Source organism: Paenibacillus sp. FSL L8-0470 (assembly GCF_038008625.1).
Taxonomy (GTDB): Bacteria; Bacillota; Bacilli; order Paenibacillales; family Paenibacillaceae; genus Paenibacillus_AQ.
The window spans coordinates 5,972,090-5,983,735 of sequence record NZ_JBBOZM010000001.1; the positions used below are offsets into that span (position 1 = coordinate 5,972,090).

At 49.7% G+C, this 11,646-nt stretch carries 10 protein-coding genes; 2 read left to right on the forward strand and 8 right to left on the reverse strand.

The window, feature by feature from the left end; genetic code table 11:
- Positions 1-20 precede the first annotated feature (20 nt).
- On the reverse strand, positions 21-1,373 hold the full coding sequence (locus NST99_RS27235) for an ABC transporter substrate-binding protein (protein ID WP_341095852.1): 1,353 nt from the start codon (positions 1,371-1,373) through the stop codon (positions 21-23).
- A gap of 26 nt (positions 1,374-1,399) precedes the next feature.
- Positions 1,400-2,242: a MurR/RpiR family transcriptional regulator gene (locus NST99_RS27240; RefSeq protein ID WP_038595850.1), complete on the reverse strand. Its 843-nt coding sequence runs from the start codon at positions 2,240-2,242 to the stop codon at positions 1,400-1,402.
- A 231-nt stretch (positions 2,243-2,473) separates the two neighbouring features.
- Between NST99_RS27240 and NST99_RS27245 the strand changes: the two genes are divergently transcribed.
- Together NST99_RS27245 and murQ are read left to right on the forward strand one after the other, a co-directional pair.
- Positions 2,474-3,415: a BadF/BadG/BcrA/BcrD ATPase family protein gene (locus NST99_RS27245; protein WP_341095854.1), complete on the forward strand. Its 942-nt coding sequence runs from the start codon at positions 2,474-2,476 to the stop codon at positions 3,413-3,415.
- Positions 3,416-3,505: 90 nt separating this feature from the next.
- Positions 3,506-4,402, forward strand: coding sequence for an N-acetylmuramic acid 6-phosphate etherase (gene murQ, locus NST99_RS27250; RefSeq protein WP_076110734.1), 897 nt, complete (start codon positions 3,506-3,508; stop codon positions 4,400-4,402).
- 134 nt (positions 4,403-4,536) lie between these two features.
- Here the strand turns inward: murQ and NST99_RS27255 are convergent, their stop codons facing one another.
- From NST99_RS27255 to NST99_RS27280, 6 genes are all read right to left on the reverse strand, one after another.
- The gene (locus tag NST99_RS27255) at positions 4,537-6,408 is read right to left on the reverse strand and encodes a FapA family protein (protein WP_341095855.1); all 1,872 of its coding nucleotides are present in this window, start codon (positions 6,406-6,408) and stop codon (positions 4,537-4,539) included.
- A gap of 188 nt (positions 6,409-6,596) precedes the next feature.
- The gene (pstA, locus tag NST99_RS27260) at positions 6,597-7,478 is read right to left on the reverse strand and encodes a phosphate ABC transporter permease PstA (protein ID WP_341095856.1); all 882 of its coding nucleotides are present in this window, start codon (positions 7,476-7,478) and stop codon (positions 6,597-6,599) included.
- Positions 7,478-8,422 carry a phosphate ABC transporter permease subunit PstC gene (gene pstC, locus NST99_RS27265; RefSeq protein WP_341095858.1) on the reverse strand — a complete coding sequence of 315 codons (945 nt, stop codon included), beginning with the start codon at positions 8,420-8,422 and terminating at the stop codon, positions 7,478-7,480. The genes pstA and pstC overlap by 1 nt, the downstream gene beginning before the upstream one ends.
- 82 nt (positions 8,423-8,504) lie before the next feature.
- A complete protein-coding gene (locus NST99_RS27270) occupies positions 8,505-9,368 on the reverse strand; it encodes a phosphate ABC transporter substrate-binding protein (RefSeq protein WP_341095859.1) in 864 nt (287 codons plus the stop codon).
- Positions 9,369-9,434: 66 nt separating this feature from the next.
- Positions 9,435-10,781 carry a stalk domain-containing protein gene (locus NST99_RS27275; protein WP_341095860.1) on the reverse strand — a complete coding sequence of 449 codons (1,347 nt, stop codon included), beginning with the start codon at positions 10,779-10,781 and terminating at the stop codon, positions 9,435-9,437.
- Positions 10,782-11,053: 272 nt separating this feature from the next.
- Positions 11,054-11,497: a hypothetical protein gene (locus NST99_RS27280; protein WP_341095861.1), complete on the reverse strand. Its 444-nt coding sequence runs from the start codon at positions 11,495-11,497 to the stop codon at positions 11,054-11,056.
- Positions 11,498-11,646 lie beyond the last annotated feature (149 nt).

The following is an 11,646-nucleotide window of genomic DNA, read 5'->3' on the forward strand; positions in this document are numbered from 1 at the left end:
AGGGCGCCCCCCTTAGAAAACTACTTATTCAGCATTTGGCTTCCTTTACTATTGAATTCTTTTGCGATAGCCTCAGGTGATTTCTCCCCGGAATACAGGGCTTGGATATTCGGTGTTACAACCTGCTCCTTGAACTGCTTCATTTGAGCTGCAATAGCGGTGTCAAGCTTCAGTGTTACAGGCATTGCAATGTTCTTAGCCATGATGGCGGAAGCTTTGATCGTCTCTTCAGTTCCAAGCGCTTTGCCTGCAAACAGATCGGCTTGCGATTGACGTACAAATGGAAGCACCAGCTCATTGGAGGAATTACCGGCTTTAGCACTGCTCAGATAATCCAACACGAGGAATGTATTTTTGGCATGCTGCTCGCCTTTGTCATTTTTCTGTTTAAAGGCGATATAGCCTTCTGCGCCCATCGTAGTTTTGGCTGGAGCAGCATCATTATGTGGAACCGGCAGCAGCACGAAATTAATTTTCTCGCCAGTGATCGTACCTGCATCAATATCCTTGTTCCGGTTCTGAATCATTACGTCATAATAAGGGATGGCTTTGGAAATAATGGCGGCTTGTCCGGCATAGAACATATCGGAACGTTTGGCCGGAGCAATGGCTGCGGTCTCTTTGGGCATGTAGCCTTTGTCCAGCAGGCCTTTAATAAAGCTCAGTGTGTCAAGGATGCGTTCATCATTCCACTGAAAAGCACCGGATTCATCCAGAACATCAGGCATATTGTTGTTGCGGGACAGCATTTCAATGAAATCCAGCGATGTTCCGTCTGTCACCAGCGGGTATTGGGTGGAACCGTCGCCCAAGGTTTTGGTCAGCTTGGCAGCAGCGGCTTCAAATTCAGACCAAGTCCAGCCTTTTTGCTGAATCGAAGCCCAGTCAATGGCTGCTTCTTCCAGAATCCGTTTGTTTCCGCCCCAGCCCCATTGGAACTGGTAGAGCGGCAGGCCGTATTGTTTGCCGCCAATCTGGGCGAGCTCCAGTGTTCCCGGAAGGTAATCCTTCTTGATGTCGTCCGTCATGTACGGATCCAGATCAAGCGCAAGCCCAGTGTTGACATAGGTGCCATCCACGCTGTGGAAGTACAGGTCAGGCGGGCTGCCGGCATTCAGGGCTACGTCGAATTTCTTCGGACCCTCCGCCCACGACAGCACTTCCGTCTTCACGGTGATGTTCGGATGCTCTTTTTGGAAATCCGCTACCAGACCCTTTAGCTCATCCTCATAGGCTCCGTGCACCGGATAAGTCCAGACGGTAACGGTATCCTTGGCATCCGGGCTGCTTGCCGCCTCCTTGCCTCCGGAGTTGCCACATGCGCTGATCAGCATCATAACCAGAACCATACTAAGCAATAAACTTTTCTTCATTATTTCTTCTCCCCTTATTTTTCCGGCTACAGCCGTTTGATATGTTGTCTGCTCTTTTCGAGATAAGTAACGGACTGCTCATAATTCCGGCTTGCAACGGCGAGATATAAAATATCGATAAGATTAAGCTGTGTAATCCGCGAAGCCATCGCTCCGCTGCGGATTTCATTTTCGGTGGCGGAGGTGCATAAAGGAATGTCCGCGCTCCGGCTTAAAGTGGAATTACCATATTTCGCGATGCTGATCACGGTTCCCCCATTATCCTTCACAATGGATGCTGCCCGGATAACCTCCTTGGTCTCGCCGGAGTATGAAATGCATACAGCCACGTCGTCGGCAGTTGCGGTTATGGCGCTCGTTAACTGGACATGCGGGTCGGCAAAAGAGAAGCTCATCTTATTAATCCGCAAAAACTTCTGCTGGGCATCCATCGCAATCAGGTTGGAGGCTCCCACTCCGAAGAAATAAATCACCTTCGCCCGGTCAATCGCTTCAACCGCCCGCTCAACCATGGCTTCATCCAAAATCGTGAGAGTATCCCGGATCGATTGAATATTATTATTGGATACATTCTGCATAATGGCTGAGATCGTGTCATTGGGACGAATCTCCTGGTAGCCAATGATTGCCGGGTCTCTGCCCTGAAGATCACCGGCCACTTTAATCTTCAGATCCTGGTATCCCTTAAAGCCGATGGACTTGCACAGCCTGACGATTGCCGCCTGGCTGGATCCGCTCTTCGTAGCCAGATCAGCGATGGAGAGCTGGATCATTTCATCCGGATTCTGCAGGATATACGCAGCAATCTTGTGCTCCGACGGACTTAGTGTTTCATACAATTCCCGCAAACGAATCAAACCGCCATTCATTGGAATCGATGCACCTCCCTATTGAATAGAACTCTCTTTGAACCGACACCCCACAAAACAATGTTAGCTTTGTTAACTCTCAAGGTTTGATATTCTCCCAAAACCTTGGATTGAATTCATTATATGAGTTGTAAAATAAAATTTCAACATTTATTTTTCTTGTGAAATTTTATTTTACTTTATGCTCTTCATCTCATATAATTAGTAAAAAATCAAAGTGGTGATTGATCGATGAAAGTGTTCTTAGGCCTTGATGGAGGTGGCACAAAGACCGATGCAGCCGCTTTGGATGAGCGGGGAACATTACTCGCCCGTTATATTGGAGGTCCATCCAATCCGCATAGTGCCTCCTTCGGGACAGCGCTTACAGAAATCATGTCAGCTATTGACGGATTGATAGAGAGACTGTCGATAAATGTCGATGAAATTGCAGCAGTATGTCTCGCTGTGTCAGGTTTCTCCAGCATTGATGAAGAAACCCTCCTTAAGAGGGCCGTTCAGCAGCATGTATTGAAACAAGAACTATCTATTCCGGTGTTTATACAATCAGAAGGACAGATTTCTTTGATGGCCGCAGTGGGAAGCAATCACGGGGTGCTGGTCATCTCGGGCACCGGATCGATTTGTTACGGCTATCTTCCGGATGGATCCGGCACCCGCACCGGTGGCTGGGGACATTACCTTGGAGATGAAGGCAGCGGATATCAAATCGGACTCCGTACACTCAAAACGGTGATGCGCAGCTATGACAGTGTTTGTAGGCCCACGATAATGACCGATATGATTATGGAGGAATACGAATTTAAGCTCATTACGGATTTGAAGGGATATATTTATATCCCTTCCCATTCCAAAGCAGAAATTGCCGCCTTCTCAAAGGTATGCATTCAGGCGGCTGAAGCCGGAGATGCTGCTGCTATCGCCATTCTTACCGAAGAAGCTGCAGCCTTAAGCGATACTGCTGCGGCCCTGCTTCGCCGCAGCCCCAGTCTGCAGAATTATCCCGTAGTGCTCAGCGGCTCGGTGTTCAGGTATTCCCCAGTTTTCCGCGGGATCTTCTGCAGCAGCCTGCGGAAAACTTTTGGCAGATTGAATTTCGTAGATGGGAGCCTTGGGGCTCCGCCATCCACCGGAGCAGCCATGACTGCACGCAAGCTGTTTAATGACTTATGATCCAGCATGTCATCACCTATCACGATGCCTCTACCCTTTATAAAGAATTCCCATACAGACAAGAATAGACTGGCAGGAGGAAGAAACCTCATGAATCCTATTTTGGACAACCTGATTACAGAGCAGCTCAATGATAAAACAAGCGATATCGATAACCTCAGTTCCACTGAAATCATGGAGCTGATTAATAATGAAGACCGGCTGGTCGCCGAGTGTATTCAAGGGCTTATCCCGCAGATTGCCATCGCTGCGGACTATATCGTCCATGCCTTTCAGCAGGGCGGAAGATTGTTCTATGTAGGTGCCGGAACGAGCGGAAGAATCGGCATTCTTGATGCCTCCGAATGTCCGCCCACCTACGGCACAGACCCGGCTATGGTTCAGGGATTGATTGCCGGAGGGTTTCAGGCGATTAAAGATCCTGTTGAGGGTGCGGAAGACAGCGAGGAATTAGGTGCAGCCGATATCGACTCCTCCGGCATCACAGCGAAGGATGTGGTTATCGGTATTGCCGCCAGCGGGCGCACACCGTATGTTCTGGGGGCGATGAAACGTGCCGGAGAACTTGGAGCGGTTGTCATCGGCCTATGCAACAACCCCGGAACACCGATGGCTGGCCTCGGCCAACTAACCATAGAAGCAGTGGTTGGCCCGGAAGTCATCATGGGCTCTACCCGGATGAAATCAGGCACCACACAAAAAATGATTCTCAACATGCTGACCACCACCGCCATGATCCGGATCGGGAAGGTCTATCGTAATCTCATGGTCGATCTGAATCCCTCCAACAAAAAACTGGTGCACCGGGCCAAACGGATTATTGGACTGGCCACCGATGCTTCCGACGAACAGATTGAAGCGGCTTATCATGGCGCAGAAGGCCATGTAAAGACTGCCATTATTATGATATTGGCCAATGTGGATGCTGAGGAAGCGCGGAGCAGACTGCTGGCTGCAGACGGATTCGTGCGCGGAGCACTGCAGTAGTCTGAACTTCATTCCTTCAGGACAACTCGAAGAAGCCTTTCCGGGTCACTCCGGAAAGGCTTCTTCGCCATATCTCAGGATTGCTGGCCATTCAACAGGGTATGATTAAACCCACCCATTCCCTGCCCTTATGCTCACTTGGCATCCATACGGAGCTTAATCATCCGCACAGTTTCGGTATCAAATACGATATTCTCTACCGGCTCCATAATATCGGCTGTATAACGGTCGATCGTTACTTTGCCCATGTACATTTTGCGGACAGTAACGCTCTGCTTGGCCTTCAGGTAAGACTGCGCCCCGCTCTCCCCGCCGACAAAATAGGCTAAAATGTTCCCTCCTGCCTCCAGCTTGGAGCCACGGCAAACCGAAAACGTCTTATGAAACGTAATATTCCCCGAAGAAAACAGTTCACTCTGCACAATGCCGTCCCGGTGGATGTTAATATCCCCATTCGATTTCAGTGTGCTGTTCTGGCATTTGCCGATATTAACCTCCACTTTGGATTCCTGCATCCGTGCGACACCAACATGCAGCTCTTCCAATATACCGATGACTCCACTGAGCGAAGTCTCTGTCAGGAAATCGACCAGCTGCACCGGCTTCAGGAACAGGTTGAGAAAATGCAGGGGCTGTTCCAGATCCTGATGAAAGGAAGCCTTCACCGTATCCAGCACCAAGAGGAGCTCCTTAATGAGCTGGGGGATTTTCTGAAACTTGCTTTCCAGCAGCAGCAGCACGGCCTGTCCGTACTTCACACTCTTTTTGTGGCTTTGTACGGCTTGTACGAGCATCTGAGTAGCATTTTGCAAGACCTTGCACTCCTCAATCAGCTGCTTGGAGAAGTTGTAGATCCGGTTGTACATGACGCCGAAATAACCGGAATACAGCTTGCTGTTAACCACGTTTCCTTTCACTAGAATGCTCCCGGTAGCAGTAATTGTGGAGTTGTAGACACTTCCGGAAACATAGACATTGCCCAAGGATTCAATAATCATGTTGTCCTCTACATTGCCGCGGATAACCACATCACCTGAGAAGACGATATTGCCGGTGTGGATGCTCACATTGCCGGGAACGAGGTATGAGGTGCAGATGTCAAAACATTTGACTTTGTCGCCAGTCACCCGGGGCCTGCCTTCGCGCAGTGCGCGAACCTCGTTGTTGATCAGCAGCACTGTGTTATTCCTTGCAGTCACTGTAAGATCAGCAGGCTCAGGCGGATAAAGAATTTCTCCATATACATCATAGCCGGGAATTCCTTCGACGACCGGAATCTTACGGGCGATGACCTCACCGCGGATCACTGAAGGAATGCGGAGATGGCTGCGGTAATCCACCTGTCCTTCAATTTCACTAAATTCATTCTCAATCGTCTCGGAGAAAAACAATTCCAGACACGCATTCTCCCCAGGCACAGCCGCTCTCCCTTTGGCAGCAGTAATCGGCTGATAGGTCGGATTCTGAAGTTCGGCATGAATACCGGAGATGTTCAGGTTCTGGAGGATCTTCTTTTGCTCAAAATCAACAATGATCTGATTCAGGCCGAGCATGCCGATGACATTCGCTGAATCCTGCGATGCTTTCACCTCTACTATGCTGGCTGTGAAATGGTCGTTTAATTTCCAGGGAAATCTTTTTGATCCAAATAAGGTGAAAAAGGCCAGCAACCTGTCCTCAGAAACAGTAATGGTATAAAGCGGCGGTTCGACGATCTCCCATTCGATGATGTCTTGTGAGGTGACAGCTGACGGCTCTGTAAGCACTTGACCATTTACATGAAGCAGCACCGGGAGCAGAGCCGATATCACTGCCGGTGCTCCGCCTGGTAGCGGGTCCTGAACAAATATCTTTCCCGCCCGGACCAGCAGCCGTCCATCCCTTTCATTGTCGGAATTATCATCTTCCATAAAAGATTCTTCGATGCTCACCTCACTCTCAATCCGTGAAAGCTCCAGCATGTTAATCAGTTTATTGAGTTCCTTCTCGGACATATGCTCCGCCATGACTCGCACCTCCTGGTTAGGGACTAACTAATATGTAACTGCTTTCATTTTAGTGTTATTAAGAATTTTAAGCAATTAACATTCGGGATTCTTTCCCTTCCCTATCCGCCATACAAAAACAGACTGCACTCGCGGCATGAAGCTGCTGCTGGCAGTCTGTTTTTTTGTATTCAATGTAATTTAATTGTTCAGCGCCCCTTGCGGCGATTTCCGAGCCATAAAGGGAAGCGGAAGACAAAGTTGATCAGCAGGACTACGAAGACCAGCACGGCCGCCGATTTGTCGGCGATCTGCCGCGCATCTTCGACAATGGCTTCAGATTGCACATACCAAAGATGCACAGCAAGCGTCTCTCCAGGCGAGAACAGATTAAAGTCCCACATTTCTCCTGAGGTACTGAGTCCTGCGGTCAGAATAATAACCGCTGATTCGCCGAAGGCACGGCCGGCCACAAGGCAGATACCGGTGACAATCGACGACATCGCTACCGGAAGCACCACTTTGCGGATGACATGGAATTTGGTCATGCCGAGCGCATAGCCGGCTTCACGGATTTCACGGGGAACTGCCTGCACAGCTTCCTCCGTTACCCGGGTCAGCATCGGCAGGTTAAGCAGCGCCAGGCTGACACCCCCGCCAAGAATCGTCAGGCCGACACCGAAGTATTCGGCAAAAATCGCCAGACCCAGCATCCCAAACACAATCGAGGGTACCGAGGACAACGACTCCACGCAGATGCGCAACGCGCCGGTAAAGCGATTGTCCGGGGCATATTCCGCCATGTAGATGCCGGCGCCGATCCCAATCGGTATGGAAATCAACAGCGAAATGAACAGGATGTAGAAGGAGTTGAACAGGACTGGTCCGATCCCTCCGCCGGGATCAATCTCCTCCGGCTGCTTGATCAGGAAATCGGGTCTGAGCGCCGGCAGTCCCTTGCTCAGGATCGTAAAGAGCAGCCAGAAGATCAGCAGCATCACGAGAGCGCCGAGGGTATAAAAACCAAAGGTCGCAATTTTATTGCGCCGCTGGGCACGGGCAGTATAACGGGTACGTGTGAAACCGTTCATTACGTTTCCCTCCTTTTCCGTCCCAGAATGCGGATCACCAGGATCAGCACAAAGGAAATGAGCAGCAGCAGGAAAGCCATCATATGCAGCGCATAGTTCCAGGTGGAGTCAAACTCCACATTGGAGATTTGCATGACGATATTACTGGTCAGCACAGATGAGGGCGTGAACAGTGTCTTGGCCAGCTGCGGGGTATTGCCGATGACCATGACAACGGCCATGGTCTCCCCGACAGCCCGGGTCATCCCGAGGATGATGGCCGAGATGATGCCTCTGCTGGCCGCAGGCAGGATCACCCGCATAATGACCTGAAGGCGGGTTGATCCAAGGGCATAAGCGGCATCCCGGTATTTGCGCGGAACGGCAACAATAGCATCGTCGCTGATCCGGCAGATCGTCGGCAGCACCATCAATGCCAGAACGAGCGCAGCAGCGAGTAGTCCGTCACCCAGCCCTTCCCCGCTGACTCTGCGCAGAAAAGGCAGAAGGACCGTAAGGCCCAGATAACCATATACTATAGAAGGAATTCCGACGAGCAGGTCGAGCACTGGCCGGATAAAGTTCTTCATCCATTTCGGAGCAATTTCGGCACACAGCACGGCCATGCCTACAGAGACCGGCACGGCAATCAGCAGCGTCAGTGCTGTAAGCGACAATGTATTTACAATGAAGGCAGCAGCCCCGAAGGCATCTTCTTCCGGCGTCCAGTTAAAGGAGAAGAAAAATTCAGCCGGTGAGAGATGAGCGAACAGAAGCAGCGCCGTTTTGCCGATGAAAATAATAACTAGTCCAAGCACAAAGCAAAGCGCAAGAATACTGAATATAAAATAATAGCGGGATAAGGTATTGCTGAACAAATGTCTGCTGTGGCGTTTCTCACTGACTTTAACTTCGGATAGACCCTTTTGTGCCCTTGATGCCAGGCCCTGGACTGGTGCCCCCATACGTTCCCTCCTGTAAGCGGCCACCCCCGTGTGGAATCCGGGGCTGGCCGCATGTACCGTTCAATATAGTGGAGAATGATGACTAGGATTTCATTGCTGCGATCGGAATGAATTTAAGCTTTTTGAGCGAGCCCGTTTGGAACTTTTTGCTCTGAACATAATCGATGAACTCTTTGGTAACACCGGTTGGCTGACCTTTAGTCATGTAATAACCATAGGCCCAAATTTTGTACGAGCCATTGATCACATTGTCTGTAGATGCTTCAATGCCATTGAATTTCACGGCTTTGATGTCGCTGCCGCTTACATAGACAAGGTCGATATAACCGATGGCATTAGGTGTAGTGGCAACGGCTGTCTTCATATCACCGCTTGAACCGGTCTCCTTGTAGTTCTTCTCTTTCTTGACGATATCTCCGCCCGCAAGAGCTTTAGCCTGATAGTTTACGCGTGTACCAGAACCGAAAGCGCGGGTAATCACGACAATGTTCGCATCCGATCCGCCGACTTCCTTCCAGTTGGTGATTTTACCGGAGTAAATACCTGCCAGCTGTTCCGTCGTCAGGTTGTCTACGCCCACATTCTTGTTCACGATAGTGGCGAAAGGAATGACAGCTACCTTGTTTGCCACTTGTCCGTCAAAAGCTTTAAAGCCCGGAACGTCGATGCTGGCATCCCAGTCACAAGCACCGATGTCGGCGATGCCTTTTTTCACGGCTTGCGGTCCGGTAACGGAGCCTTTGCCTGAAGCAGCGATCTTCACTTTAGGGTGCAGCTTCTGGAACTCCTTGGCTGCTTGCAGCGTCAACGGCAGCAGCGCTGTCGAGCCGTTTACTGTGATCTTGCCTTTAAGTGTGTCAGCCGCTGCTGCCACTCCGGCAAACGATGCGGTTACCGCGATAACCGCGGTCAGTGCTGTAACTGTAAATTTTTTGAACATCTTCATGAATAAAATCTCCTCCCGGCGGTTGCGCCGTTAAATGTTGTTGGTTCTGAAGCAGGGAACATAATCTTATTTCGACAGCTGCAGGGCTTTGCCGTTCTGAACCAGCCAGAGTGTGCCGCCGCTAACGAGAGCGAGCTTGCTGCCGTCATGAGAAGCAGACACTTCCGTCACGTCTTCGGCTGTGCGGAACAGCTCACTCTTGGCCCCGTCAGCACTGATAGCATAAATAACGGTACTTCCGTCCGCCGTCACAGCAGATACAACCAGACCACCACTTACACCAGCTGCCCAGTTCGCTTCGCCATCAAGGGCAATATTCGAGCTTTTGCCATCAGCTGCGATTGATTTCAGGCTGTTCGCCGCGTTGCCTTCGGGATCTGCACTCAGATACACAACGCTGCCGTTATTCAAAATTTCCGGGTAGAGCTTGTTATCCAGTTCAGTCGTCAAGGCTGCCGGCTTCGCATCCTTGGTTGTCAGATCCAGCTTGTACAGCTGTTCTCCAGCCTTGCTGAAATCTACTGTCAGCGAATCCTCGGTGCTGTCCGCATCATTTTTGGCTACACCGGTAACGTTGACGATATAGACCACGTTCTTCTCGTCAGCGGATACGCGGAGCTCGGATTTATTCTCTACTTTATCTTCAAGCAAGGTTTTGACCGTTCCGGTATCCAGTGAAATTTGAGCGATCTTCTCCTGCTTGTCGCCCTGGATGAAGTAAATCTTCTTGCCGTCCTCCGACCATACCAAATCGGTCTTAACACTGGTATCCTTGCCGAGCGGTGTGATCACCCCATTGAACAGGTTGATCAGCTTGAGCTGGCCTGTCTCGTCACTAAACGCACCCCACTTCTGGTCAGCAGAAACGGCGAAACCGACAGCTCCGTCATTGGAGGAGAACAGATCGTAATTCCCCGGTGTGTTGCTGAATTTCAAGAGCTGGGTTGTTTCTGCATCACTTTTATTGGCGATCAGGCTTCCATCCGTACTCCAGCGCAGTGTATCAAAATCACCTTCCGGGAGGGCAAAGCTGAGAATAGTAGCCGAATCCGCCTGCAGCTCACCGCCAAGACCAGTGACCAATTTTGTCAGTTCTACATAAGTTTTACCATTATAGAAAACAGGTGCTACAGTGAACTCCTGCTTGGTACCATCTACCAGATAGCTTTTAGCTCCCGTTTGAATTTGCAGAGTATGTAATCCTTTGCTGTCGTTGAGTTCAAAACCGTTGCTGCTGACTTTCACATAGGCTCCAAGCTCTCCGGCAACCTGACTTAGCGAATACAATCTATAGCCGTTTTTGTCTATTGTGCTGAGTGCAACTGGTGTACCGTTCACAGTCCACGTAGTCGTACCTTCCTTGACTGCAGCTGATTGGACGGCGGCGGCCTCAGCGTTGTTGCTTGTTGCCAAAACACTTACCACTCCTCCTGTTACAAGAAGCGAAGAAGCCAAAGCCGCACTCAACCATTTACTATTCTTCAATTAGATTCACCCTTTTCCCTTAGGTAACTGCTAATGTTATTTTCATCTACGAATGTCAATTCTGTTCTAGAGGAATGTTATGGAAATGTTAAGTGCGGCAAATCCTTAATAATAAATAAAGCCGGCCCACGAAACCTCCGGGGTCGGCTTTAGTAAAACTGGAGTTAATTCGGAAATATATGTAAAACAGTGTGAATAGCTTAATTCTCGATCCACGTAACAATCACTTCGGCACCGCCCGGTTTCTTGTCCAGGCTGCTCCCTATAATAGAATAAGAGTAATCGCCTTGAACTTTACCGTTAATAATCAAATTGTTCGAATCCACAATTTGTGTGCCCTGATCCAGTTCCTTGGCCTTAACATACTCTTTATATGTACTTCCTAGTGCATCCATACTCTCTTCTGTCTCAAAGATCAGCATAGATGACTTTTTTCCGCCCACCAGCTCCCCATCTGTAAACGTAATGCCTGCACCCACAGGAATCGGAAAGTCCCCGGGCAGATATTCCGCCTGATCCACACTTTCTTGCGCTAAGGTGCGAAAATGCTCACTGCCTGTTCCCGGACCGGAGCTGCTGCAACCGCTGAGACCCGCTGCAGTAAACAGCGCCAGCATGGGAAAAACGAACTTCTTGTTGAACATCAAATAAACCTCCTCCTGTATGAAATAGAGTTATCGGGCTTTAGCTAATACCCATAATTACCCTGATTCGTTCTTGTGAAAACCACTATTCTAAAATTTAAAATATTTAACTATCCGCAGAAAAAAGATTTACATCGGCAGCTGATTGC

Bases quoted from the DNA above. Each gene is read 5' to 3' on its own strand.
- NST99_RS27235 (WP_341095852.1), bottom strand. From the start codon at position 1,373: ATGAAGAAAAGTTTATTGCTTAGTATGGTTCTGGTTATGATGCTGATC.
- NST99_RS27240 (WP_038595850.1), bottom strand. From the start codon at position 2,242: ATGAATGGCGGTTTGATTCGTTTGCGGGAATTGTATGAAACACTAAGT.
- NST99_RS27245 (WP_341095854.1), top strand. From the start codon at position 2,474: ATGAAAGTGTTCTTAGGCCTTGATGGAGGTGGCACAAAGACCGATGCA.
- murQ (WP_076110734.1), top strand. From the start codon at position 3,506: ATGAATCCTATTTTGGACAACCTGATTACAGAGCAGCTCAATGATAAA.
- NST99_RS27255 (WP_341095855.1), bottom strand. From the start codon at position 6,408: ATGGCGGAGCATATGTCCGAGAAGGAACTCAATAAACTGATTAACATG.
- pstA (WP_341095856.1), bottom strand. From the start codon at position 7,478: ATGAACGGTTTCACACGTACCCGTTATACTGCCCGTGCCCAGCGGCGC.
- pstC (WP_341095858.1), bottom strand. From the start codon at position 8,422: ATGGGGGCACCAGTCCAGGGCCTGGCATCAAGGGCACAAAAGGGTCTA.
- NST99_RS27270 (WP_341095859.1), bottom strand. From the start codon at position 9,368: ATGAAGATGTTCAAAAAATTTACAGTTACAGCACTGACCGCGGTTATC.
- NST99_RS27280 (WP_341095861.1), bottom strand. From the start codon at position 11,497: ATGTTCAACAAGAAGTTCGTTTTTCCCATGCTGGCGCTGTTTACTGCA.